Origin of the sequence: Shewanella sp. AS16 (genome assembly GCF_021412365.1) — a bacterium.
Taxonomy (GTDB): Bacteria; Pseudomonadota; Gammaproteobacteria; order Enterobacterales; family Shewanellaceae; genus Shewanella; species Shewanella salipaludis.
Map to the genome: position 1 here is coordinate 58,501 of NZ_JAKCLK010000006.1, position 23,682 is coordinate 82,182.

Annotated in this window: 22 protein-coding genes and 1 pseudogene; 5 read left to right on the forward strand and 18 right to left on the reverse strand. The window is 49.6% G+C overall.

Annotation, left to right across the window (positions count from 1 at the left end; all coding sequences use genetic code 11):
- The first annotated feature begins 175 nt into the window (after nucleotides 1–175).
- The gene (locus LZP73_RS14695; RefSeq protein ID WP_234235743.1) at nucleotides 176–1,192 is read left to right on the forward strand and encodes a D-alanine--D-alanine ligase; all 1,017 of its coding nucleotides are present in this window, start codon (nucleotides 176–178) and stop codon (nucleotides 1,190–1,192) included.
- 107 nt (nucleotides 1,193–1,299) lie between these two features.
- Here the strand turns inward: LZP73_RS14695 and LZP73_RS14700 are convergent, their stop codons facing one another.
- The 18 genes and pseudogenes from LZP73_RS14700 to LZP73_RS14785 all read right to left on the reverse strand — a co-directional run bounded on the left by LZP73_RS14700 (nucleotide 1,300) and on the right by LZP73_RS14785 (nucleotide 18,649).
- Nucleotides 1,300–1,890, reverse strand: coding sequence for a GNAT family N-acetyltransferase (locus LZP73_RS14700; RefSeq protein ID WP_234235744.1), 591 nt, complete (start codon nucleotides 1,888–1,890; stop codon nucleotides 1,300–1,302).
- A 189-nt stretch (nucleotides 1,891–2,079) separates the two neighbouring features.
- On the reverse strand, nucleotides 2,080–2,322 hold the full coding sequence (locus LZP73_RS14705) for a hypothetical protein (RefSeq protein WP_234235745.1): 243 nt from the start codon (nucleotides 2,320–2,322) through the stop codon (nucleotides 2,080–2,082).
- A 175-nt stretch (nucleotides 2,323–2,497) separates the two neighbouring features.
- A complete protein-coding gene (locus LZP73_RS14710) occupies nucleotides 2,498–3,208 on the reverse strand; it encodes a hypothetical protein (protein ID WP_234235746.1) in 711 nt (236 codons plus the stop codon).
- A gap of 343 nt (nucleotides 3,209–3,551) precedes the next feature.
- Nucleotides 3,552–3,767 carry a GDCCVxC domain-containing (seleno)protein gene (locus LZP73_RS14715; protein ID WP_234235747.1) on the reverse strand — a complete coding sequence of 72 codons (216 nt, stop codon included), beginning with the start codon at nucleotides 3,765–3,767 and terminating at the stop codon, nucleotides 3,552–3,554.
- A gap of 275 nt (nucleotides 3,768–4,042) precedes the next feature.
- Nucleotides 4,043–4,636, reverse strand: coding sequence for a hypothetical protein (locus LZP73_RS14720; RefSeq protein WP_234235748.1), 594 nt, complete (start codon nucleotides 4,634–4,636; stop codon nucleotides 4,043–4,045).
- A 72-nt stretch (nucleotides 4,637–4,708) separates the two neighbouring features.
- Nucleotides 4,709–5,269, reverse strand: a complete 561-nt coding sequence (locus LZP73_RS14725; RefSeq protein WP_234235749.1) for a hypothetical protein — start codon at nucleotides 5,267–5,269, stop codon at nucleotides 4,709–4,711.
- 485 nt (nucleotides 5,270–5,754) lie between these two features.
- Nucleotides 5,755–6,078 carry a hypothetical protein gene (locus LZP73_RS14730; protein WP_234235750.1) on the reverse strand — a complete coding sequence of 108 codons (324 nt, stop codon included), beginning with the start codon at nucleotides 6,076–6,078 and terminating at the stop codon, nucleotides 5,755–5,757.
- A 10-nt stretch (nucleotides 6,079–6,088) separates the two neighbouring features.
- Nucleotides 6,089–6,562 carry a hypothetical protein gene (locus LZP73_RS14735; RefSeq protein ID WP_234235751.1) on the reverse strand — a complete coding sequence of 158 codons (474 nt, stop codon included), beginning with the start codon at nucleotides 6,560–6,562 and terminating at the stop codon, nucleotides 6,089–6,091.
- Nucleotides 6,563–6,619: 57 nt separating this feature from the next.
- The gene (locus LZP73_RS14740) at nucleotides 6,620–6,985 is read right to left on the reverse strand and encodes a hypothetical protein (protein ID WP_234235752.1); all 366 of its coding nucleotides are present in this window, start codon (nucleotides 6,983–6,985) and stop codon (nucleotides 6,620–6,622) included.
- Nucleotides 6,986–7,033: 48 nt separating this feature from the next.
- Nucleotides 7,034–7,255 (reverse strand): hypothetical protein, encoded by a 222-nt coding sequence (locus tag LZP73_RS14745; RefSeq protein ID WP_234235753.1) that lies wholly within the window; start codon nucleotides 7,253–7,255, stop codon nucleotides 7,034–7,036.
- Nucleotides 7,256–7,433: 178 nt separating this feature from the next.
- Nucleotides 7,434–8,014 (reverse strand): annotated as a pseudogene (locus LZP73_RS14750) (IS5 family transposase); the annotation flags it as partial.
- Between the two features lie 29 nt (nucleotides 8,015–8,043).
- A protein-coding gene (locus LZP73_RS14755; protein ID WP_234235754.1) for an IS3 family transposase occupies nucleotides 8,044–9,194 on the reverse strand; the annotation gives its coding sequence in 2 pieces (ribosomal slippage) (nucleotides 8,044–8,951 and nucleotides 8,951–9,194; 1,152 coding nt in all).
- A 309-nt stretch (nucleotides 9,195–9,503) separates the two neighbouring features.
- Nucleotides 9,504–10,538 carry a patatin-like phospholipase family protein gene (locus LZP73_RS14760; RefSeq protein ID WP_234235755.1) on the reverse strand — a complete coding sequence of 345 codons (1,035 nt, stop codon included), beginning with the start codon at nucleotides 10,536–10,538 and terminating at the stop codon, nucleotides 9,504–9,506.
- Between the two features lie 1,493 nt (nucleotides 10,539–12,031).
- Entirely contained in the window at nucleotides 12,032–13,123 is a 1,092-nt protein-coding gene (locus LZP73_RS14765; RefSeq protein WP_234235756.1) for a hypothetical protein, read from the reverse strand.
- Nucleotides 13,124–13,979: 856 nt separating this feature from the next.
- Nucleotides 13,980–14,288, reverse strand: coding sequence for a hypothetical protein (locus tag LZP73_RS14770; RefSeq protein ID WP_234235757.1), 309 nt, complete (start codon nucleotides 14,286–14,288; stop codon nucleotides 13,980–13,982).
- Nucleotides 14,289–14,499: 211 nt separating this feature from the next.
- Entirely contained in the window at nucleotides 14,500–15,480 is a 981-nt protein-coding gene (locus tag LZP73_RS14775) for a lipase family protein (protein WP_234235758.1), read from the reverse strand.
- 210 nt (nucleotides 15,481–15,690) lie between these two features.
- A complete protein-coding gene (locus LZP73_RS14780; protein WP_234235759.1) occupies nucleotides 15,691–16,203 on the reverse strand; it encodes a DUF4198 domain-containing protein in 513 nt (170 codons plus the stop codon).
- A 523-nt stretch (nucleotides 16,204–16,726) separates the two neighbouring features.
- Nucleotides 16,727–18,649 carry an ATP-dependent DNA helicase gene (locus LZP73_RS14785; protein WP_234235831.1) on the reverse strand — a complete coding sequence of 641 codons (1,923 nt, stop codon included), beginning with the start codon at nucleotides 18,647–18,649 and terminating at the stop codon, nucleotides 16,727–16,729.
- A gap of 531 nt (nucleotides 18,650–19,180) precedes the next feature.
- On the opposite strand from LZP73_RS14785, the gene hisG reads away from it, so the two are divergent.
- The 4 genes from hisG to hisB are packed head-to-tail and all read left to right on the forward strand — an operon-like array spanning nucleotide 19,181 to nucleotide 23,665.
- Nucleotides 19,181–20,080, forward strand: a complete 900-nt coding sequence (gene hisG, locus LZP73_RS14790; RefSeq protein WP_234235760.1) for an ATP phosphoribosyltransferase — start codon at nucleotides 19,181–19,183, stop codon at nucleotides 20,078–20,080.
- A gap of 2 nt (nucleotides 20,081–20,082) precedes the next feature.
- Nucleotides 20,083–21,402: a histidinol dehydrogenase gene (gene hisD, locus LZP73_RS14795; RefSeq protein ID WP_234235761.1), complete on the forward strand. Its 1,320-nt coding sequence runs from the start codon at nucleotides 20,083–20,085 to the stop codon at nucleotides 21,400–21,402.
- A 46-nt stretch (nucleotides 21,403–21,448) separates the two neighbouring features.
- Entirely contained in the window at nucleotides 21,449–22,528 is a 1,080-nt protein-coding gene (hisC, locus tag LZP73_RS14800; protein ID WP_234235762.1) for a histidinol-phosphate transaminase, read from the forward strand.
- Nucleotides 22,529–22,585: 57 nt separating this feature from the next.
- Nucleotides 22,586–23,665, forward strand: a complete 1,080-nt coding sequence (hisB, locus tag LZP73_RS14805) for a bifunctional histidinol-phosphatase/imidazoleglycerol-phosphate dehydratase HisB (protein ID WP_234235763.1) — start codon at nucleotides 22,586–22,588, stop codon at nucleotides 23,663–23,665.
- The last annotated feature ends 17 nt before the right edge of the window (nucleotides 23,666–23,682 follow it).

Genomic DNA, 23,682 nt, shown 5'->3' on the forward strand with positions numbered 1-23,682 from the left:
ATCATTAAGATGGCGCCATAGCTTGCATATAGCGTTCGTATGATTTTTTGCGCTCTTGCTGACCCGTTGGTCTGCATAGGTGCGCTACTCGTATTTTCACGGATATCATAACGTCACGGATAACCGGGCCGGATGGCCCTTCTCCCTTATCCGGACAGTCGACTCAGGAGTCATAATGTCAAAAATCAACCTGCTATTGCTCTGTGGTGGTGGTGGTGCCGAGCACGCTATCTCACTGCTTTCGGCCAATTTTTTCGAAACCTCGCTGGCAAAGTCCCCGTTATTCCAGGTGCTCAGGGTCGAGCTGGATAAGCAGGGCCATTATCATACCGCGGCGGGCGAGGGCTGCGAACTGACCAACAGACGCGAGATCCGCTTCGAAGACGAGCATAAGGCCCCCTGGCCAGTGGACTATGTGATCCCCTGCATTCACGGTTTTCCAGGCGAAACCGGCGATATTCAGTCCTACTTCAACCTGATCCAACTGCCCTACTTCGGCTGCGAATCCGAGGCCAGCAGCAACTGCTTCAATAAGATCACCGCCAAGATGTGGTTCAGCGCCCTGGGGATCCCCAACACCCCTTACATCTTCCTGCATCAGAATGATGCCGAGGCATTGCAACAGACTCAGGCCGCCTTGGCCCAATGGGGCTCAGTCTTCATCAAGGCCGCCTCCCAGGGCTCGTCGGTCGGTTGCTACAAGGTCGATGATCCAGACAGGCTGGCACCCGTGCTGGCGGAAGCCTTCGACTACGCCCCCTATGTGGTGGTCGAGCAGACCATAAAGGCCCGCGAGCTGGAAGTGGCTGTGTATGAGTACCAGGGGGAGGTGGTCGCCACTCTGCCGGGGGAAATCATCTGCGAGGCCAACAGCTTCTACAGTTTCGATGAGAAATACGCCAAGAATAGCAAGGCACGCACAGATGTGGTGGCACAAGGCTTGGCCCAGGAAATCAGCGAGCAGATCCGCAGCTACGCCATCAAGGCCTTCAAGGGCATGAAGCTGCGCCACCTGTCACGCATCGACTTCTTCCTCACCCAGGATAACCAGATCTTGCTCAACGAGATCAATACCTTCCCCGGGCTGACGCCGATTTCCATGTTCCCCAAGATGCTGCAACATCATGGTCATGATTTCACCGAGTATCTGGTGCAGACCATAGAGGCGCAGCTGGCCAATCCGGCCGGCTGAAACGCCGCAGCGCCCAGCACAAACACTCAGGCCCGGCATCTGCCGGGCCTGTTCATGATTGAGCCTGTCATGTCAGTGCATGGCACTGTCACCCGCTGGCACTCAGCCTATGCCGGCTTGTCTATCTTCACCCGATAACAGACTTCCCGAAACCAATGCGACCCCATGGTCTTGCCATGCCGTATGCCTATGATAGAGGCGCCGAGATGCTCGAAGAAGCCTCTCGCGGAGCTATTGTCTTCATACACCCAGGTATACACATCGCTGCAGCCTCTGGCCGCCAACATGGCGAGTCTCCTGGCGAGCAAGCTGCGGCCCAAACCATAGCCTTGATACACGGGCGTAACATAACCACGGTATAGCTCCCCGGCATTGGGCTTGATAATGTCCCCCAGAGGGGGATTGTAGTCGAAACGGTACATGCCACAGGCCCCACAGGCGACTACCTCACCTTCATCCTCTATGATGATGGCTTCCTCTTCAGGCGCATTGAGCAGAATAGTGCGCCAGAGCTGCTCGAAGTGTTGCTGTGTTCCCTGTTTAAGGACAGGATCGGGCAAGAATGACTGAAAAGCCTTGAGCCAACTCGAGCGGGTGACGCTGGCCATTGCCACAACATCGTCCAACTTGGCCTCACGCACGTGATACGTCGACGCCCAGTCAGGCACTACCGAAAGCATTCTCGCTTGATTTTCCATGGCAAAATCTCCCTGTCTATCGCAATGACACTATAGCAAGCTACCCAGCTTCCACGTCACACTACCCCATTGCTTGATTGATGCGCCTGAGCGCGTAGTACATCTTGCAGCGACTCTTGCAGAGTTGCATCAAGTGAATTTATTGTTGAGTTCCACAGTTTCGGCTAGCAAAGCCTGTCCTGGTACCCGTTATGCGTCCGGCTCGACCTTGAGCGGAACGTTATTGTTACTGCTTTCCGATCTACCGAAATAGTAACCTATCACAAGACCGACAAAACCGGAAAATACCGACGAGAATGCCTTCAATATTTCTATCGCATCGTTGGTTTGCAGAAAGCCGGTGATCACCAGAGACACGGTCAAACAGGCAACCAGCGCAAAACCACCCACTAAAATAAAAGCCAGCCAAGTTCTGGTACGTTCAGGTTCCATAGTCACTTCCCTCTGAAATATCCATTTTTATCTCCGCAAGTCCAAGCCCTCACACCTCACTTACTGTCACTTGCCGCCACCTTCAATATAGCGCCATGCTCAACATCCAATAGATGGCATAAGCCGCCTTGGGTCTTCAATCTTTCAACTAAAATAACCCCGGCTCACAGCCGGCTTAAATCACCTTGGGCAACTGCAGGTAGGCATGTACAGCCAAATCCCTGAATGTCATATCAAAGTAGCACCCTTTTGTTCGGTAAGCCTGACAATATTCGAGAGCGCCACCGTCACAGTCACAGTGTAAAAAATCATTGGCAGCCAGTGGCTGCAAAGCCCGCTTCCAGCGAGCGGCAATGGACTCGGGCGGGGGCGGCAAATCCGCTAAGATGGCCTCGGAGACAGTAAATTGGCTCTCCATGGCTAACGCCAGCATGTCATCGTTAGCCGCGGCCAACCAACTGGCGTTGTTTTTGCCGACACACAGCAATGGCAGCAACGGCGCAAGTGCCGGACATACCTCATTGCGGTAGATATCGACCTCCCAATAGGCGCGGGCTATTTTGACAAATTGCCCGAAGCTAGTAATAGCCGAAAACCCAGAACCGGCCAGCGGCAATATCTCCACTTTGGGCTTATGCAGATGCACTGTATCGTTGGCCACGTCGATATACCATAGGTCTAACAGCATCGCACTTTGAAAGTATTCGTCGCGCAGCGAGCCCCAGGCTTTTTTCAGCACGGCACCCTTGTCCAAGCTTTGTTTAATCAGTGCCAGCCCAGGTAATTCAGGAGTCGCTATCTGAGCCAACAGCTCGCGATACACGCCATCGCGGATTTCCTTGCAGCGCCCCAGTGGATAAGCTTTACCCGCAAAATGCGGATACACAGGCGCAAGCTGTGAATCGACTCGCGAGCGAAGCCGGGTCAGATCTGAGGCTATGACCTGAATTTCCGCGGCTGTTAACCCCAGATTTGAAGATTGAGGCTCTCCCATCCCTGCCCCCCAATACTGATTTGGTTAATGACATCCACCGCCGGCAACCGCCCCAACGGGCTGAGCGACATTTAATGCGACAAGCTTAGGCGCACTATAAAAACGCATAAACAATGAATTAAAATAAATTGATACCATCAAAGCGACAAAGAAGAAAGCAGAAAGCAGAAAGAAGGGAGGGGAAAGCGGAAGACATGCTAATTTGAATTTGAATTTGAATCAGTTAATGCCGGCTCTATTCGTGCCGGCAAGCGCTCCCCTGCTGAATTGACGGACACTTGACCGAACCATAAGAACAGAAAACACAGCAATCACCCGCTTTAGGCCGCATCAGAGTGGAGCAGGATTCGCACTCATAAAAAAAGCGGCAGGAATCTGTCGGCATAGTTTCAGTTTTCATATGACCGCAAACCGGGCATCTGATTGTCGATTCCAAAATGATCTCTTTCATGACCATACATGTCCTGTCTTTATCTGGCCTTCCGGATGAGCTCAAGGTCGCCTTGCTTTCCCTTGTCATACATTATCGTCTCCTTGGGTAAATCCATTGACCTTAAGCCTAGTCAGAATATGCAAAATCATAAAAATTTTTGATGCATTGCTTCTGCACTTAAACTATCCACTACGTCATGTTTCAACTGAGCTGCAAAATGATGTTACAACTCATCACTTGACTCGCTTAAAGTACAACAAGACATTTCAGCCCAATATTTCATGAACAGCTTGCTAGTTTTGTTTTGGAGCAATAAAGAGAATTTCTGATAATGTCTTACTAGACATTGTAGATAATGTTTGAAAATCTAGCGCTCCAGTTGCCTTAAGTCCTTTTTCATTTTTCAAGCCAAGAATAGCCTCTTTAAGTTGAGGACTCATAACCAGCTTGTTCTGTTGTTTATCAAACACTGTGCTATCAACTACCGATAGATACCTTCCCGCTGCATTATATGCATTTACTTCTAGATTAATAGATTCCTGTCTATTTTTATCCAAAGATGACAAACGGTAAGCGGCTTCTGTATATGCTAATGCTGCTGTACCGAAGTCTCCATTATTGAGGCTCCACTCCGCATTTTTTAACAATGTTGCCTGGCGCTTGTTTGATTTAAGCGAAATCAGTTTATTTGGCATAGGGCAATCGAACATGTCGAAATAGTATACACTATCATTAACTGGTGTAACAACCAGTTGTTCAAGTAAGTTACAGGTAAAATCTTTTAAAATATATCCATCACCACCAGTAATAGATACTCTTTCCTTAACCTTTGTTACGTTTATTTTATCTATGTACGCGCGAATCCCTCTCTTGCTATCAGCATCCACAACTCTAACCTTTTCTAACGCTTGGCTTGATGTTGAGAGGAAAAAAAGATTATTAATGTAGTCATTACTTTCTTAGCTACTGACATCGAGCCAACTCCTTTTAGCGAAACATATATAGGCACAAATAAGAACAAACCAGGTAGCAAATAGTGACATCAATATTCCTAGTTTGTGCTTTATCAAAAATGTCTGCAAACCGCTAGGTAGCACCTTTATCGCTTCGTTACTTTTGACATAAAGAGCACTAACCACTCGATTTTCGTCAAACATGATATTAGCGACCAAGTAAATAGAAGAAGATGGATGAAACTCATAAATCTCAAATTCTGCCGATTTTTCGCTACTACATTGAGGTTTCTTTGTATCCTGAGCCTTCATATTTGGAGGGCCAAGGATAACATCTTGCTTACCAAAACATTTAGCGCTATCGTCGTATATTTCAAATGTTAGATTCTTAAAGAGATAACTGCTAGAAACATTGGTCAAGACATAAGTAAGCTTTTGGGTGTCTGATTCATAGCTTTTACTAGTAATCTCGATCACAGGCTCTTTCTCTAAACTGCTAACAATTTGATTTGTTGTCCATGCAAATACAGATAGCAAAATTGTGAATAAGAAAGGAATGTTATTCATGACCTTCCCTCAAGACTAGACATAATATCCTCCGGCATTGAGTGTCGGAATCCGTGTTTTCTCATAGGTTAGCGAAACCAGAGTCACACTCTTTGAGGCCTTTTGCAGTTCAATGGGAAAACATCACAAGAGATCGACATGTTAAAAACTAGCACATTTCCATCTGCTTGGACGTACACACGAGAACTACTAACATTGCTATGGTTTCTGACGTTATTGGTAATACTGTAACTTATCATGGCGCCATTGCCCACCAAGGCCAAGCTTCAAGGAGCAACAAGTATTTACGTTACATCAGCCAGATCCCCAAACCAGCCAGTGCCGACAGAGAATGCAAGATCATCCGCCGACACTTACTTGCTAAAGGCACTTCACCAAGAAGGTCCTGCCGGTTTTTTAATGGCCGTCACGGACACCTTTTTATCTATTGACAAGGAATCATATCAACGCCCGGTTTAGGGGCGGATACAACGCCTTGTTAGGCGTCAAATTAGGGCGAATAAGCTATTTATGATCAAACTTTGGATGCCTTCAGCTAGTCGCTGTGCACTCGCTTTAGCACTTACTTTCAGCTTAATGACTTCAAGCTGCGTTAAGACTTCCATTTTTCGAACCAGCTTTTTATAGCCTTTAGAGGTTAGATCACCCTCCGCCAACATCACAGTCCAGCGCTCAAGATTCTCTGCTTGTAATCGAGTAAAATCGGACTTCTCTTTTTTTGCATCTGCAACTAATTTCTTAAGCTCTCCTTTTGCAAGAATCTTTCCTTCATCAACAATTCCATCGATAAAATCCGTAAATTTGCTCATGGGTTAGCTCCTATTTTTTGTCTTTGTTTTTCAGGTTTTCTGTTGAAATCGCGATATCGAATGCTTGCCCTAAGACCACAGAAGCTTCTTGAAAATATTTTTTCCCTAACGCGCCAGGGCCATCTTCCTTGTAGTATTGTACATCATCCATAAACAAGCCTACGACTTTAGTAAATTGCTTTTCTGTATCACTATTTGGATTGCCTTTTCCTTTTTCATACTCGTAGGCTTTTTTAAGGCTCAGAGTTGTTGCTTCAATTCTTTCTCTATTTTCAGTGAATGGTTTAGTGTCAAAGCTTCCAACCAGCGTTGTGGTTTCTGCTTTTAAACTAGTTAGCTGTGTGTAGGTGGTCGCATCGTAGTAAGATATTGGAATGCCACTACATGCAACTAGGCTGATAAGAATTAAAAATTGAGTTAAAAATATATTTAGCAAGTTCCCTTTGCGTTGACTTACCGGAGTTTCAAACAGCAGTTTCTTCATGTTCCCTCTCCTTTTTTCGATGATGGATAAAATATTAACTAGATTGAAAAATCTGCTTTAATGGCTAATACCAAAAGCAACGGCGAATATATGAACCCGATGAACTAACTTATTATACTTTAACTTTGCCACCACATCTTTTAATTCTCTGAGTATTTGTTCATCATAAATAGGATTTCTTTCATTCTCGGCACGAATAACCTCCATAACCTCAAGAGATGACTCGGAAATTTCAATGAGACTTTCAATTAAAACTGCAACCTGAGACTTAGTCGCCCTTTTGGCTCGTTCTTCATGAATTGCTTTGGTTGTAATCAGAGCATGAATTATGTGACACAGTGATTGAATATTATTTTCCATCTGTGTATGTGCTGCTTCATATTTTGCATATAAATAGGTCTTTTTAGGATCCAATTCAGACAACCGCTGGATAATCCTTTTTACCGACTCATCTAAATTGTGAGTAAACCACTACAACCCAGCATACATTCCGTTGTCGTATGCCTCAACTAAGCTTTTAAGCCCTGCTAAATCGGAACTGGCTCTACGTAACTCTACAGTTAATAGGCGCCAGACGGATTCTTGCTTAGCTTTCTTTTCTTTATATTTGGATAGCCAATCTTTTATCAGGGAAAACACAATTGATAACAAGAATAGAATAAATAATTTTAATACATCACTCCATGACAGCATAGTTCCTCCTTTCTAAACCTAATGCCTAAGTTCAGGGGAGGGTGAGGCGATACCTGTTTTTACAGCAGCAAAAATTGGCAGCGGGTCAAACGTCCCTTGCAACAATTTGTTAGCCATCAACTGGCCTTGTTGATCAAATCATTCGCAGGCAAGTCTGTCCCCATCAAGGCTTGCGGTGTTAATTGACCACTTGGCGAACGGGCATACCCAGTCTTATGACTTTGTTCATGGCCGTCTCCGATAATGAGCGTTGGTGATAGTCATTGTCTTTCTTCCATTGCTGTAGCGCATGACTTTTCAGCGCCTTGACGGCCTCATTTCGAGGGTGACCGTCCTCCCAGTAACCCGCATTTTTCCTGGGCGGGATAGTGGGCTTGCTGCCTTTGCGTTTCAGCAGTTTATGACAGGCTTTAGTGTCATAAGCGCCATCGGCTAACACTTGCTTAACTTTGCGTCTCAGTAGGTTCAATAAGGTAGGCAAGACCTCATTGTCGGCCACACTTTCCAAGCTGACCTCAGCAGCTATCACTTCATGTGTGGCGGTATCCACCGCCAGATGCAGTTTACGCCAGGTACGACGCTTTTCCTTGCCGTGCTTATGGGTTTTCCATTCGCCTTCACCGTAAACTTTCAGCCCTGTGGCATCGACAACCAAGTGGGCAATCGCCCCGCGGCTTGGATTGCAATAGTTAATCTCGACAGTCTTGGCACGCTTGCTGATGCAGCTGTAACCGGGGACGCCAGGGGAACGTTCATTATGATCTGCACCACTAAAAGTGGACATTTTGCTAAGCACTGTTCTTTTGTTCAAAATTCTCTGGGCTTAGATAGCCAAGGGCACTATGCCTTCTGCTTTTGTTGTAATCAACTTCAATGTATTCAAACACAGCCTGACGCATAGTTTCTCTGTCCATAATGGGTTCATATTGAATCGCCTCGACTTTGAGTGAATGGAAGAAACTCTCAGCACAGGCGTTATCCCAGCAATTGCCTTTACGGCTCATGCTTTGATTCAGTTCATGTCTTGCTATTAAATCTCGGTACGCATGCGAACAGTATTGGCTGCCTCTGTCACTATGGGTAATGACCTCTTTGGGGAAGCCACGCCGAAACAGCGCCATTTTCAGAGCATCACAGACCAACTCAGACGTCATTCGTGAGCTCATTGACCAACCAATCACCGCCCGTGAGTACAAGTCGATAATCACCGCCAGGTACAACCAGCCCTCACTTGTCATTAAATAGGTCATATCGCCTACCCATTTCTGGTTCGGTGCCATTGCCGTAAAGTCTTGTTTCAGCAAGTTAGGCGACACAGGCAGTTGATGATTGCTATCTGTGGTCACCTTAAACTTGCGGGCGGCATTGGCCACCAAACCCTGGTGTTTCAGGCTGCGGCCTATGGTCTTTACATCGGCAGCATCACCCTGTTCGGCAAGGTCAACCTGGATACGTCGGGCGCCGTAACGTGTCTTGCTGGCTTCAAAGGCTAGCTTGATTTTGGCATCCAGGGTCGTGCGTTTAACCAGCCTGGGACTGGGCTGCCGACCGACACTACGCCACGCATAATACCCACTTCGCGATACCTTGAGTGCCAGCACCATTCTTCGAAGCGTGAACAGCTGCTGATGCTCAAGGATGAATTCAAACCGGGCTATTTTTGATTCTTCGCGAAGTAGGTGGCCGCCTTTTTTAGGATATCTAAATCCTCAGTTTTCTCAGCGAGTTGCCGTTTAAGCTTAGCCACCTCGGCGGCCAGTTCAGCTTCACGTTGACTGGTGCTGGATTTTCTCTCGTTGGTAGCACGCCAGTTATAGATTTGCGACTCGTACAGTTTCAACTCTTTGGCTGCTGCGGCAACACCAACTCGACTGGCGAGTTTTAACGCCTCGGCTTTGAATTCAGCGGTATGGATTTTACGTTTAGTTTTAGTGGTCATTTTTCACCTCGTTAAGGGATTTTACTCACTTAGCTCGGTGTCCAAAAGTAGTGGTGCAGATCAGATCGCATCAGGAGCAGCAAATTCCCCCATTTAGGCAACAACGCCCACTAACGCATAAATCATCATATTTTTTGCTTCCACTGACCTATACAATATACGTCTTAACACATTACATTTGTATTCAGTCGGTATTGAAGTAGCATTTTTCCGAAGAAAAAATCGGTGACGAGCCAAACTTTATCTGCAACAATTCTTTATGCGATTGACCTCCTTTTAGGATTAAGAGCAATGTACACATAAAAACACTTAGTCTGTTGAATTTGGATGATTCACGGCCAAATCATTGCTTACATCAGACCACCATTTCAGATAATTTTTAGTAGAGTCTTTCCCAGATTTAACTAACATTTCCTTTACTTTATCAGTTAAATTAAAGTCTGTAGTCCCAACGCCAAAAGTATTGATGTATACAGTTCTTTGCCAGTCGTCGCTATGTAGATGCTGGCTGTCTTGTACAGACAGCAATGTTTTTACTAGTTGCATTGTGTAGTCGAGGAAATGTTCAATTTCTGCTCTTTTAGGCGTTTGACCATCACGAAACACCCCAATATCCTGAACAGAATCCAAACGAAATCCCAGAGTTTCCTTATTGTAGATGTACGGACTACTCTTAGGTAAAATTGTCATTAACTTCTTGTTTTCTTCCTCATAGTAACTCGGGACCCTTTCCAAACTTTTGTTTCCAAGATACTTCTTTCGATCGAATATTTTTACCGGATAATTGTTAATGACGCCGCCATCAGCAAACACGTCTTCTCGATCATCTCTAACAGCTTGAAAAAATAATGGTATAGACATTGAACGCCGCACAGCATCAACAACTCTCATACGCGGCGTATGTTCTGGTGAATACACCTCCCCAAAGGTAGTTGATAGATTTGAAGCATAAACGAACAATTCTTTCCTAGAGTGTTCGGCAAGTGCTTTAAACGTGATGTTTGCGGAACCTGTTTTATCTTTTAGAAGTTGACCAATCCAATCACTAAAGTAGTCTCCTTTATACCAACCATATTTATTTTTCAAACGCTTCATGTCGCATAGCACTCCCCAACTATCGTCTTTGAAATCGCTGAAGTCCAAAGTCTTGAGGATTTTCAACATTTCTGTATTGCTATAGCCGGCAGCAAGCAGTACCGCGTTTATTGAACCTGAAGATGTTCCACCAACACGCGATATTTGATCTATAATTTTTTCTTTTTCAAGAACTTGCATTGCTCCAATGTATGCAATTCCTTTTGCACCGCCGCCCTCAAAAACGAGATTTTTGAATGGGTATGACATTTTCTCTCTCCTTTACTTCCAATGCGAATTATAAATTTTTGATGCGACTTCGCTGATCCATGATCATTCACTCATAACCAAGTTAATAATACCGCACTCTAGTTAATATCAAGACAACTCTCTTTTAGTATCTAAATAGTAGGCATGTATGGTGTGTTCTATATCATCAATTTCGTCACTTTTTGAGGTACGATGGATTTATTATCAGATCCAGTATCATGAACTTACCCACTCATGTGAGGCCATGTTGATTAAAAAACAGTGTGCTCACTCTTGTCTCTATTCCCTGAGGACTGCCACTGAAACTTTACTCAATGGAAATTATCTGTAATTAAAAGCGAGATATTTACATACGCTAAGCGCGTGCAGATAGAAGAAAGTTGACAATCACCGAGACAACGACGATGCCTGCAAGGACAAAAAACACAGCGTTCATTTAAGTATGGAGGATCTTCCGTGAAGGTCGAGCATGGCAACGACGCCAGCACAAAAAACTAAAGAAAAGCGGCAGTTTTCGTTTACTGTACATAGTATTATGAACTGTTTTCATAGGATTAAATTAATAAATTTATTTAACATGGAGTATATTATAAAAACGGTTAATTCTTCTAATCTACTTCTTGTCACCATTTATTATTAATTTATAAATTATCTCACAGCCATTCTAGCATTCAATAAGACAGCTAGCTCGTCTGAATCAATTGTATTTTTAACTTAAAAAGCCAATCATTGCTCTATTTTACCGTCCGTTTCCTTAGCTAAAACTCCAGGTTCAGACATTGAACAACTAATCAGCTAAATAAATAAACAAACTTTACTTAATCATTCCTTTTGTTTTGACACCAACCACTTTAATTAACTATTTAAAGTTTAAATGCAACGCAAATTATTGTGCTGCATTTACACGGTCGAGTCCACCGGCTATCTAACAATCATAGTTTACTTCAATCTCAGGAAGCGAGCCATCCTTAAATACCTTACTGAACAGCTTCTTTCTACTTAAAGAAAACTTACAGTCCTCCCAAAGCACCTTAACTACTTGCTGGCTTGTTTTGTTATTATTATTTTTTGACTTTTAAAATACAAAAACGTCTATCAAACTTGAATCCCCCCTGTCACAATATGACATCATTTCATATCCCTTCAACATCCCCACTTTAGCCCAAGTTTCAAAAAATTTTACATGTTCAACCTTAAACTTTGTAAAGTTCATGTCTTGTAGGCATCATAGTGTGAAGTAAATAACTCTCAGCCATTTAACAGGAAAATGCAGCTAATTGAAACTAACAAACGCCCCATATTCACAGTCATACTTATATATCTCAATATAAGCAGGACATCCAAACTTGCTTGTGAGGAAATAAACATGCCTGTTTTAACACACTTAATGTCAACGATAATCGGCGCATTTGTTTTAAGCGCCGCGAACAACAAGCTATTGATCTTTCCAAGAAAAATTGATACTCTTTTGTTATGCGAGCCCACTTCATGTATCAATACTGATCGGAGAAATATTTCTTATCGGAAGCTTCCCCCTCTAACCTGTCATATATTATCTTCTGATACAACCCTTCCGAAAATGCAATCGGATTTGATGTGTTTATATAGCTCAATATGTCCTCTATGAATAATATTGCATGCACACTCTGCCCCCAATATGTATTGATTAGATTTTGATCGTCGTCAGGGATGGTCGATATTTCTTTCGATTTAAATGAAGCAATTCTAGTTCCATGCGCTGATACTTCAGCTGATTCTTGATACTTTTCAAGTTCCATCTTTAAATCAACATAGTTTCCAGTTCCGATATATACTCTAAGTAATGCTGGCTTCTTAATTGATATACTTGACTTGCCAGAATTTGCGAGAATTGCCGACACCCTAAAAAATGATTTATTCCTTTTTAGTTCAGCAATCAATAACTCAATTTTCCTCTCAGCAATAGGCAGGTTGGTTTGAAGCTCTGAATATCTCTCTTCAGTAGAAGATAAACGTGATTCGTACCTTTTAACAAAGGTGTCAATTATATTTTTAAAATAAATTATGTTCTGGTCTACGTTCTCACGCTTTTGTTTAAAAACAGATGCATCGAACTCATCCTCACCGACTTCGTCCAGCAGAGGCGCATTTAAACGCGCAATTTTTTGCAAAGTAAGGGACGTCGGGGTTATCTGTTTCACTTCTTCAAGTTTTGTCTTCGCGCTATCAATTCTATCTGGCAGCGACTTGAGCTCCTCCTTTGTATACTCAAGCCTCTCCCTAAGAGTTTCTGGGCTCACCAAATCCTTGCGACCAGACTCGATTCTACGCGCAAAAGAACCATCTTCCCCTAACAAACGAAAAAACGTCCCTGACGATGAGCCAAAACTCCTAGTGTCAAGCACTCCTAGTTCAGGGTAATCTTGGCTCGTTATACCAGCTTCTGAAGAAATCTCTCGGGATATGGAGTTGATTTCTATTGAAAGTTGCGGAGTTTCAACCCAGTAAGTTTGCCAGTATGGAACTAGAAATGCGAGTAGTAATCCGACGATGATACCAGCAATTCCAATCCAGTGCTCTTTTGTGAAGCTCTTCAAAGAAATCATTTGTTACCTCCTTTATCGGTTTTTATGTCCCACTCCGAACTATTTTTCACGAAACATTTTTATAACAAGTACGAGCCCTCTCAAAGTCGAAGGAGAAGTCCAACACTGGATTGTTGCACCAGCGGCCTTAGACAAAAGAGGTCTCTTCGGTATCCTTGCCATGGCGACATGAATGCATTCGCGGCGGGCTGCATGGCGCCTGATGCAGGGAATTGGCTCATATCCAGTCACGCTACCGCCCCTGATGCTGGGCTTCCAGATGCCGCGGTATGCTTTCGGAGATCTGAGTCTCTTATTGGTTTCGGCTGCATTTATGAATTTGATACTGGCTTATCTCAAATAACCAACGGCATACATAGTTGCAGCTAAGCAATCAGCCTTGACTGGCCGCAGCGGCAGGGTATCTACACAAGGAAAGGTAAATGAAAGGACGAAATCGAATAGATTGATGCTGCTATCATCCTGATAACTAACCTTCTTCCATGGTGATTGAATCGCCGTAGCGGGTGAGTAACCCCAAACAGAATTTGCTCTAATCAGGAGTATAGAACCAAGTTGACACTTTGCGAGCCAATCTTACAAAAACACATTTAGATTTACTGATGCTGCCCAGCGTTTCTCGCGCTATGGCACTGACACTATGGCTATGACTATGGCTATCTATGACTATGGGCTTATGGGGCTATGGCACAGTGGGGAGTAGGTCTAATTGGGGGCTGGTGCAGCAAGCTAGTTGCCTTGGCCGAAGCCGAGAAGGATGAGGAAGATACGGCAGAGTGGCCGGCAGGGTAACATCTGGCGCTAATCGTATCCCTGTCTGTTAAAGCTGGGCTGTTGTTGAATCAACCGGCACGAGTCATTGGGCTTTTTTCTCTATAAAAAATCGAATGTAACCCAAATATGCGGCCGTAAACACCAATGGCATCACATACCAAAGATAGGCCATTTTGCCTGCGCCAAAATGATAGAACACTAGCCCAAGGATAGCGCTCATTGCACAGCAGGCCGGCAGTACGTAAATCGCAGAATTTAACACAGTATAGTCTGACGGTGTCGGCCGATGACTCGTCCCGATAGCACTGAAACCCACAGCCACCATGAAAAATACAACATAAGCCAACAGACTTTGAACAATTGTTCCGGCAATCACCCAGCTTAAATCCATAACTCATCCTCAAATCCATTCAGGATCAGATGCATTGGAAAAACCTCAGATGCAAAGACATAGGCTGTTACTCATGCATGGCATTCATCCCCTGGCCTGGCGTGCAGGCGCAGGGGACGAAATCAACACCGATGAATGTGCTGCACCCCTTCCAGACTGTGCAGTACAGCCTGTACAACTAAAAGCGGCACAGGTATGGGAATAGACGACACTAGCTTCTATGCACCCATGCCAATGCTTCTCTAACACCGGCATAAAGCCGCTTAAGCAGCATATCGAAGATGGTACGTATGGTTTTATAGGTTAAATCTGCCACTGTGGTGACTACCGCACCGGCAAAAGCCAACATATGCCCCAGCAAGCCCTTAACATCCGATGCGGCAGACTCACCGGCGCGGGCGATTTGTTCCAACGTCTGTGCCACCAGATCATAGAAGGTTGCACCGCCGCTGATCGCCGCTTGGACTGTTATCGCGGCCAGATGACCCGTTTCACGCAATATGGTGACTAACGCGGCGCTCAGACGTTCACACCAGTAATCACTGAAACTCGCCTGATGCCGGTTAGGGTACTTCAATTTTACCGGCTGCAAGAAATCACTCGCCTGGGTTCGCAGCCTTCCCCAATCCTCGGTATTGGCCGTTGAGAGATAGCCTGGAACGGCACCCGTTTTGGGATCCATGCCATGGGCCGCAATACTCAGCCCCTGGGAGCTGTCCAAACGGTACTCGACGCCTTTATAGGGAGAATGGATAAAGGGCCACAGCGGCACCTTAGGCACAAGATCGGCCCCATGGGTGCACCTGAAGATCTTATTGACACTCGCAGTGTTCTTTATCGAAAAGCCGCTCAGGCCGACCCTGGGCGCACCGAAGGTGTAGAGATTGACATTGTCTGTGTAATGACCTGCGACCCAATCTGCGGTCAGGGTCGCAATGGCGCCGCCCAAGCTATGGCCGACGCAGTGCACAGCAGCGCCCGGGTTACTGCTGCGCCATTGATCCAAAAACACCTGAAATTGCGGTCGCAGCGATGAGAATGCCCGCTGAAAGCCCGCATGCACCGGCTGCTTATTGTCCGCCATTCGAAGGCCAATCTGGGCATTGGTACTCCAGTCGGCGGCGGAGGTAAATTGGGTGCCGCGAATCGCAATAATGGCATCGCCCTGGAATCTATCTTTCCCCACGCCCATAGCCGCGAAGCCAGACTGCCTATCCAAGATAAAACCGCCGGTTTTACCTATGCCACTGCGCTGAAACTCAAAATTATTTCTAATGTACTGAGTACCAAATCCAAGACCAGATGAGTCGCCAATTAAATCGTAAACACTGGATGATAGCTCAGAGGCCAATTTGGGGGAGAGCATTGCCATAAAACATTCCTTGTTCTGTTGTTGATTAACTTACCATTCACCGTATTTCTTACGCTTTTCGACTTCGATGGCTTCCAGTTCGGGCCAGCGGCAGATACTTTGAACTTCATAACGCACACTGCCATCGGGAAATTCTTCATCGATGATCTGATGCACCATTTCAGGTTCGACCAAGTCGCAGTTGAGCCTTGCCAGCCGGTCGACAAAATAGGCAATATGCTTGACCCCTCTCGACTTGGCTCCCCAAATGAAGGCATCTTCGTATTCTTTGTATCTGCCATCATCCAGCTTTATCATTTGAATTATTCTATTTTCTACGAACAACCTATTTGGATGTTTGGATTTCATCGTCAGTTCGGGAAAGGTAAAACGTCCCTCATCATCTGTGACGGTATAATCCCATGCCGTCTCATCCATGGCGTCAACATAATTGTATCCCCGCTTCAGCTTCAAGCCTGCGACGGCCTGGCCTTGGTGGGTGATCCTGCCCGATACCTCAGGGAACACTTCAACATCGACACTTTTCTTAAATAATCCCAACATGGACTCCTCCGAAAAACCTGTGGCGACAAACAAGAACGCCGCCAATGGTAACAGCCAGACACTCATACGATACGGCATATGCATACTTAGCCTCGTTGCTCACTTCAACAAACCAACATTTTAAAACAATGAATTGCATCTGACGCGCGGGCTAAGTTCATCTTAGGCACCACAAGCTCAGGCCTCTTGCCTAAATGCCCTAGTACAAAAAACTGATGCACTTACGGCTGTCAAACATCAGGCACTCGCCATAACCCAAGGTCATGACTGGCGACCAATACCGGCAACAATGAAAGCGCAAATCACGCTGCGCATGGAAGGAGATAGGGGGAATGAAACCAAATGGCTCTATGCTGCTATCTTCCTGACAGCCGGGGCGCTTCCATGCCAATATAATCACTGTTATTAACGGCTTATCCTAAAGGAAATTTGGCACTCTAGCAAGCATCGACTCGGACACCCGCCCCCTGCAATTGCGGGGGGGCCGCCTTGGTTAATGAGGCTCTGACTAATGGAGCTGTGGCTAAGGGATCCGGCGCAGAAAGGCCAACGCCTTGTCCAGATCCCGGGTACGGGCCATGGGCGGCAGCGAATTGAGGAAGGCCTGTCCATAGGAGCGGTTGACTATGCGGTTATCACAGAGGATCAGCACGCCTCTGTCCTTCTCGTCGCGGATCAGCCGGCCGACCCCTTGCTTCAGGGAGATGATCGCCTGGGGGAGCGAGATCTCGGTGAAGGGATCACCGCCATGGCGCGCCACGCTGTCGGCGCGGGCACGGTAGAGAGTGTCGTCCGGCGACACGAAGGGCAGCTTGTCTATGATGACGCAGCTGAGCAACCGGCCCCGAACGTCCACCCCCTCCCAGAAACTGGCGGTGCCCAGCAGCACGGCATTGCCCAATTGCCGAAACTTGGTCAGCAGGCTCTGTTTGCCCGCCTGCCCTTGCACCAGCAAAGGATATTGGGTGCGGCTGCGCAGCGCCAGCGCAACCTGTTCCAGCATCCTATGGCTGGTGAACAGTATGAAGGTGCGGCCCTGGGCGGCATCTATCGCCTGCAGGCATACCTCCACCAGCTGTTTGAGTGCCTGCTGCTGGTTACTGACGCTGCCCAGCTGTCTGGGCACGCAAAACAAGGCCTGGCGTGGGTAGTCGAAGGGACTGTCGAGAATGGCCTGCCGCGCCTTGTCTATGCCCATTTGCTTGGCGAAATGCGCCAGACTGCGGTCGACCTGCAGGGTCGCCGAAGTAAATACCCAGCTGGTATCAGGATTGAACAGCTCGGCGCATTCCCTGGCAATGTCTATGGGTGAAATTCGCAGCACCACAAATCTGTTGCCAAGCTCTATGCCGTAGGCCGCCTGTGGATTGTCACAATGGAAAAACTGCGCCAGTTTGGCGTTGAACTCGGCCAATTTTACCGCGATATCATCCAGTTCTTCGCTGCGCCCCAGGTGGGCCGTGAGCAGTTTGGCCAGCGCCTGCAATTCATCCAAGAGCCCCCAGGACAAGCCGGCCAGGGTCTTGTCACCCAGCAACTGGCGCCAGTCGTTGGCGTCCCTGGCATAAAGGGCGTTATGCCAGTCTGCGAGCCTGGCGAGGCAGCGCTGACTGAACTGGGCCAGCTGGCCCGTATCCCCCAGCTCGCTGCGGTACAGGGCCAACACTTGCTGCAACAGCGAGTCCAACACTCGGCTCGAACATTGCTGGCCGAAGTAGTTGACGCAGATATCCGGCAGCAGGTGGGCCTCATCGAAGATCACCACATCGGGATCGGGCAGCAACTCGGCGAAGCCCGTGTCCTTGAGCAAACTGTCGGCGAAAAACAGATGATGATTGACCACTATCACCCTGGCATCCATGGCCCTGGCGCGGGCCTTGCGGGTGAAACATTCGTCATAGAAATCACAACGTTTGCCTATGCAGCTTTCCTTGGTGCTGACCAGCAGCGGCAAGGCGGGCGAGTTTTCCGCCACGCTGGTCAAGCCGCCTATGTCACCGTCCTTGCTGGTGCCGGCCCACTGGTTGACCTTGAGCAGATCGTCCAGCAACCGCGCCTCAGTATGGCTGGCTTCCTGCATCTGTTTATCCAGCCTCAGCTGGCACAGGTAGTTGCTGCGCCCCTTGAGCAGAGCCAGTTTTGGCTTGAGGCCCAACATCTGAGTCAGTGCCGGCAAGTCTTTGTAAAATAACTGCTCCTGCAGGTTTTTGCTGCCTGTGCTTATGATGATCTGCTTGCCGCTGAGCAGCGCAGGGATAAGATAAGCGAAAGTCTTGCCGACACCCGTGCCGGCTTCGAGGACCAGACTCGATCTGGTCGCTATGGCCTCGCTGACAGCCGCAGCCATCGCCGTCTGGCTGTCCCTGGGGCTGAAACCTGTTACCTGCCTGGCGAGTGCCCCATCTGCGGCAAACACGCGGGCAACTTCGGTGGCTAGTCGGCTGATCAAAATGCACTCATCTGGTTAAGGCTCATCTGTTGCCCGGCATTATGCGGATTTCAGCCGAGACTACAAGCATCCGGCCTGGAAGCCTGTCTCGGTATGCCGCACAGGGGAACGCCGCAACTTAGGTTATATCTAATGTCTTTATCGCATGCTGAATTTACTTCAACAAGCAAATTGTGGGTTGCAAAGCGGAGAAAAAGCGCATAGTTTAAAAACACAGCACGGGTAAACAAGGTCGATGAACGACTGCCCGCCAACGAATTAGCATTAACGAACCAGGGCAAGGCCCACAGGAAATCGAGAACATATGAGCCAGATACTGAACGCTATCCATCATCACCACCACAAGCGGTAGCCTTCGGATGCTCACTGCCGGAGGACTGTTTCCTCCCGGTGGTTTGATTCAGCACAGTCAACAACCCCTGGAAGGAATTCCGGGGGTTTTTGCTTTCAGGGTTTAACAAGTTGTTTTTTTACCGATCTTGACAATTATTAAGCTAACCACTTTGAATCGAACTACAGGAACTTATCATGATTGAATCGAACCGCCTGCGTATCGCCATCCAAAAGTCCGGCCGCTTGTCGAAAGAATCTCAACAGCTGCTCAAGAGTTGTGGGGTGAAATTTACCGTCAACGAACAACGCCTCATCGCCCACGCCGACAACATGCCGATAGACTTGCTCAGGGTGCGTGACGATGACATTCCCGGGCTGGTGATGGACGGCGTGGTCGATCTGGGGATCATAGGCGAGAACGTGCTCGAGGAAGAGCAGATAGAGCGCCAGACAATGAGCAAGCCAGCCGAGTGTCTCAAACTGCGGCAGCTGGATTTCGGCTCCTGCCGTTTGTCGCTGGCGGTGCCGACCGAGTTTACCTACAAGAATGCCTCATCCCTCGAAGGCCTGAGGATTGCCACCTCCTACCCTAACCTGCTGCGCCGCTACATGGAGCAACAAGGCATAGGCTACCGTGACTGTATGCTCAAGGGCTCGGTGGAAGTCGCGCCGCGGGCGGGCCTTGCCGACGGCATCTGCGATCTTGTGTCTACCGGTGCGACGTTGGAAGCCAACGGCCTGTATGAGACAGACGTCATCTACCGCTCCATGGCCTGCATCATACAATCGACCCAGACCCAAACGTCGGTCAAGCAGGCCTTGATAGACAAGATATTGTCGCGGATCAACGGGGTGATCCGTGCCCGCGAGAGCAAGTACATCATGTTGCACGCCCCCAATGCGACCCTGGAGCAGATAGTCGCCCTGCTGCCCGGCGCCGAGCGCCCGACCGTGCTGCCACTGAGCCACGACAGCAACAGGGTCGCTGTACATGCCGTCAGCACAGAAGATCTGTTCTGGGACACCATGGAACAGCTGACGGCGCTGGGAGCCAGCTCGATTCTGGTGATGCCCATAGAAAAGATGATGGGGTAAGCATGGACATTTTGACTTGGTCTAGCCTATCAGACGACGAGCAACGCAGGGTGCTGCAACGCTCGCCACTGGTTGCAGATGACAACCTGGAGCAGAGCGTACGCCAGATAATAGACGCGGTCGCGAGCCGGGGCGATGCCGCCCTCATGGAGTTCAATCTGCGCTTCGACGGCGTTAGCACAGAGAGCCTGAGGCTGACCCAGGCCGAGATAGCCGCCGCCGGCACCCGCGTATCGCCCGAGCTCAAGCAGGCCATAGCCAGGGCAACGGCCAACATAGAGGCGTTTCACGGCGCCCAGCAATTTCGCCCCCTGGACTTGGAGACCCAGAGCGGCGTGCGCTGTGAGCTGCGCAGTGAAGCGATAGCCAAGGTCGGCCTCTATATTCCCGGTGGCAGCGCGCCACTGATCTCCACAGTGATGATGCTGGCCCTGCCGGCGAAAATCGCCGGCTGCGAGCGACGTGTGTTGGTCAGCCCGCCCCCCATAGACGATGCCATAGTCTATGCCGCCAACGCCTGCGGCATCACGGAAATCTATCGGGTTGGCGGGGCTCAGGCCATCGCCGCCCTGGCGCTGGGAACCGAGACGATTCCCGCGGTCGACAAGATCTTCGGCCCGGGCAACAGGTATGTCACCGAGGCCAAGCGTTTGCTATCCCAGGACAGGCGCTGCACCCTCAGCATAGACATGCCGGCCGGGCCATCCGAAGTGCTGGTCATCGCCGACGGCGACGCCGATTGCGAGTTCATCGCCGCCGATCTCCTGTCCCAGGCCGAGCATGGCCCCGACTCCCAGGTGATATTGGTCACGGACTCGAGCGCCATCGCCGACGGCGTCAATGGGGCACTGACCCGGCAACTGGCACAGCTGTCACGCAGGGAGGTCGCCGCCCGGGCCCTCGCCAGCAGTCGCACCCTGCTGGTAGAGGACATGCGCCAGGCGGCCCAGGTCTCCAACCTCTATGGCCCGGAGCACTTGATCATCCAGACCCGCGCCCCCCGTGAGCTGCTAACCGACATACGCGCCGCCGGCTCAGTGTTTCTCGGCGGCTACACCCCAGAGTCCGTCGGCGACTATGCCAGTGGCACCAACCATGTGCTGCCGACCTATGGTTACAGCCGCGCCGTCTCCAGCCTGTCGCTGGCCGACTTCAGCCGCCGCTTCACAGTGCAGGAATTGACGGCCACCGGCCTGAATGCCATAGGCCAAACCGTGATGACATTGGCCCTCAGCGAAGGACTGGATGCCCATGCCAATGCCGTGAAACTGCGACTGGCGAGCCTGGCGGCAGTAACCCCGGCGCAGGCGGAGAATGACTGAAATGAATCGACAACTGACAACAGAGACGGCACGAGTGGCAGCGCAAATGACAGATCCGGTAGCAGACATGAACATTGAGGCCAAACGCCTGGCCGAGCGGTTGGCCCGACCCGAGCTGCTGACCCTCACTCCCTACCAGAGTGCGCGCCGCCTGGGTGGCCGAGGTGATATCTGGATCAATGCCAACGAATCACCGTTCAATAACGCCGGGCTCGACAGGCTCAACCGTTATCCCGAGTGCCAGCCGCCCGAGTTGCTCCAGGCCTACAGCCAGTACAGCGGCGTCAAACCGGGGCAAATTGTCGCCGGCCGCGGCGCCGATGAGGCTATTGAGCTGCTGGTCCGCACCTTCTGCGTTCCCGGCGCCGACAGCATCGCCTGTTTCGGTCCGACCTACGGCATGTATGCCATCAGCGCCAAGACCTTCAACGTGGCCGTCAAGGCATTGGCCCTGACAGATGCATACGACCTGCCCGAGGATTTCGCCACCCAGGTGAGCGGGGCCAAATTGGTGTTCGTCTGCAATCCCAACAACCCCACGGGCACAGTCATAGACAAGGCGCGCATAGAGGACATCATCCGGGCCTTGCCCTGTGCCTTGGTGGTGGTCGACGAGGCCTATATCGAGTTCTGCCCCGAGTACAGCGTGGCGGATCTGCTCGACAGCTACCCCAACCTGGTGGTGCTGCGCACCCTGTCCAAGGCCTTCGCCCTCGCCGGGGCCCGCTGTGGTTTCATGCTGGCCAACGAGGCGATAGTCGAACTTGTGATGCGGGTGATCGCCCCTTATCCGGTGCCACTGCCGGTCGCCGAACTGGCAACCGCGACCCTGAACCAGGCCGGCATAGCCCGCATGGGCCAACAGGTGGCGGAGCTCAAACGCCAGGGCGCGCGGCTGACGGCGGCACTCGAGGCCTATGGCGCCAAGGTGCTCCCCGCCAACGGCAATTACGTGTTGGCGCAATTCGCCAGCCTGGCTGAGCTAACCGCCATAGGCGCCAAGCTGCAAGGCGCGGGAGTGGTGGCCCGCAGCTATCAGGACCCGCGCCTGGCCCAGGCGATCCGCTTCAGCTTCAGCGACGCGGATGACACAGATGTACTGGTCACACTCTTGGGCGAGCGCTGACCCAGGGTCAGACAACAGAATATAAGCAATGAATTTACTCTTTAGAAGGTAGGCGTCATGCAACAGAACAACCCCCAAAAGCTCCTCTTCATCGACCGCGATGGCACCCTGATAGAAGAGCCTGTGACAGACAAACAGGTCGACAGCCTGGCCAAGCTGGTGTTCGAACCCCAGGTGATCCCGGCCCTGCTCAGGCTGCAACAGGCGGGTTATCGCCTGGTGATGATCAGCAACCAGGACGGCCTGGGTACCCCCTCCTTCCCCCAGGAAGACTTCGATGCCCCGCAGAAGATGATGATGCAAATACTCCAGAGCCAGGGGATCAACTTCGACCAAGTGCTGATCTGTCCGCACTTCGACGATGAAAACTGCAGCTGCCGTAAGCCTAAGCTCGGCCTGGTGCAGGAGTTCCTCACCCAGGGCAAGGTGGATTTCACCCAATCGGCCGTGATAGGCGACAGGGAAACGGACATAGAGCTGGGCCGCGCCATGGGCGTGCGCAGCCTGCAATACGACAGACATAAACAGGGCTGGAACGCCATCGCCGAGACGCTGCTGAGCCGCGGCCGCAGCGCGACTGTGGTGCGCACCACCAGGGAGACAGACATCAGGGTCAGTGTCGATCTGGACTCGGCGGTCAAGGGCAAGATAGACACAGGCATAGGCTTCTTCGATCACATGCTGGATCAGATCTGCACCCATGGTAATTTCCGGATGGATGTCCAGGTGGATGGCGATCTGGAAATCGACGATCATCACAGTGTCGAAGACACAGGCCTGGCCATAGGCGACGCCCTGAGGCAGGCCCTTGGCGACAAGCGCGGCATAGCCAGGTTCGGTTTCAGCCTGCCCATGGATGAAGCCAGGGGCGAGTGTCTGCTGGATCTGTCCGGCCGGCCTTTCATCAAGTTCGATGCCAGCTTCGAGCGGGAAAAAGTCGGCGAGATGGCCACAGAGATGGTGCCGCACTTCTTCCGCTCCTTCGCCGATGGCCTGCGCTGCACCTTGCACCTGGCGACGGATGGCGATAACGATCACCACAAGGTCGAAGCCCTGTTCAAGGTGCTGGGCCGGGCCTTGCGCCAGGCGGTCAAGGTCGAAGGCGATGTTTTGCCATCGAGCAAGGGCGTGCTCTAGGAGGCCGTATGCAAGAT